Origin of the sequence: Rhodococcus sp. IEGM 1241, assembly GCF_033142365.1 — a bacterium.
In the GTDB taxonomy this organism is placed as follows: domain Bacteria; phylum Actinomycetota; class Actinomycetes; order Mycobacteriales; family Mycobacteriaceae; genus Rhodococcus_F; species Rhodococcus_F erythropolis.
This window is the reverse complement of sequence record NZ_JAWLSE010000051.1, coordinates 1-1,969: the sequence shown is the minus strand read 5'-3', so window position 1 is coordinate 1,969 and position 1,969 is coordinate 1. Positions and strand designations below refer to the sequence as shown.

Here is a 1,969-nt window from a genome sequence, read left to right as displayed (position 1 = left end):
TCAGAATCCTGTTCGTGTACAGATCATCATCCGGGAAGGTGCGTCCTCCCGGGATCCACAGGTTTCGATCATTCCTCTCCACGCAAACGAGGCGGGGTCAGCTCATGCCCACAGACCGAAGCCGACGCCCCGAACGTGTTGTGGGCTATGGACTTCCAGTTCGATTCCACCGTCGACGGCAAAGCCGTCAAGATTGCATCGATGATCGACGAGCACACGCGCCTGTCGCTGATGAACATCGTGGAGCGTTCGATCCCCGCGCAGCGGTTGGTCGAGGAACGAGGCAAGACGTTCGCGCTGTGGGGCGGGCCGCCGCTGGTATTACGGATGGACAACGGGCCAGAATTCATTTCTAGTGCGCTACACCAGTTCTGCGTGAACCGTGTGGGAATCTCGTACATCCCGCCGGGAACTCCCTGGAACAACGGGCACATCGAATCTTTCAACAACCGCCTTCGGAAGGAGTGCCTGAACCGCAACCACTGGACGAGCCTGCTCGAAGCGCGAGTGGTGATCGAGGACTTCAAGGACGACCACAATCATCGGCACCGCCACTCGTCGCTGGGCTACCTCACGCCGGCCGAGTACGCTGCCCAGTGCTCCCACACCCACCAACCGGTGGATGGGTGCGAGATCGACTGAAACCAATCAAACCGCGGCTCTAAAGCGCGGTGGTCCGACTATCGGGGACCTGCCACCTGTGGCGGCGAGTTCGTCGCCGTGGCGCAGCTTTCGGATGACCTGTTCGGGCGTGTGTCGTTTACGTCCAGCCATGAGATGAAGCCTTTCATGCCCTTGAGCAGGGCGGAAGGATTCTCATAGCGTACGGGTCACTTCACGGGGGTCATGCCACCCCGACTGCAATCGCGACGCCATTTCAGCAGTATCGTGCACAAAAATCGAGTGCCAACGCGACTCCACCTCATCTGACGGGCTCTCGCGGACCCCGGTACGCAACTGAGAGGGGTACGGTGCGGAAATCCGGAATGCGCCGCGCGCCACCTTTCGACACTGCAGCGTTCGTGAGCCGCCGATCGGGCGCGCCGTACAACTCGTTGAGGCGGGCCTGGAGAACGTCGTCCTCCGTCACGCGCCCCGCCGTCACTGACGCCTCGTCTCCATGCTCGAATTCCGCATCCCGCCGAGCGTGCAGGTCGTGCGCTCTCTTCGCGGTTCGGCGCGGCGCTCTTGCGGATCGATCCGCAAGGGACATCTACATCTTTCGCAGATTCACTTATGGGGGGGTGGGTTCCCATCTGCTCGATGGGCATACTGGCCGAATCGAAACTCACGTCAGGTCAACGCCATCAAGCCCGAAATGTGATGTCGCTCACTCTCCGTTCAACTAGTTTCTTGGCTGGCTAATCATAAGATGCGCAGTACATACTGTCTGTTTTTCCTTCCAGGTCAAATACAGCTATCTGGTTGCCCCAGGATCATTTCAGTGAGCGGTTCACCGACCCTCATGCCGATGCCGAACCAGCGGCCTACACTCTGGATTGCGCGTATTGAAGATTGTGCTCTATGCGGCCAAAAATGCATGTAAGGGACAGTCTTTCGCGCAACCAACAGAAAGAATCAAACACACAGAGGGAGACAGTCATGGGTTCAGTTGGGGACGTCATCAGCATCGTCAAAACAGTCGTCGAACTAATTTCCACACTCGGCACCGGTTCTGCAGACCAGTCGGTCGAGAAGCCTGCGGTCTAGGCGTCAGCCTCGATTTTTCGTGAGAGGCCGCTGCTGGTCTGATCAGTGAACTGATCAGACCAGCAGCGGTCGAATGCGCATCGGGCCGCTGGGAACTGTCACATTGTTTGAAGAACGCTGTCGTACTAAGGCCGCCGTTACCCGGTCGAAATCATCAACCAACTGCGTGTGATTGAATCGCATGTAAGTGTTTGTAGTGGCCGGCCCGGGGCCGGCTGACAGGATAGGTGTCGTCGCTACAACGCCGTGTGACTCATGA

General features: G+C 58.4%; 1 protein-coding gene. It reads left to right on the top strand.

Annotation, left to right across the window (positions count from 1 at the left end; genetic code table 11):
• Positions 1–642, top strand: a 642-nt coding sequence (locus tag R4P70_RS32555) for an integrase core domain-containing protein (protein ID WP_317833832.1), incomplete at its 5' end; no start/stop codon positions are given.
• Positions 643–1,969 lie beyond the last annotated feature (1,327 nt).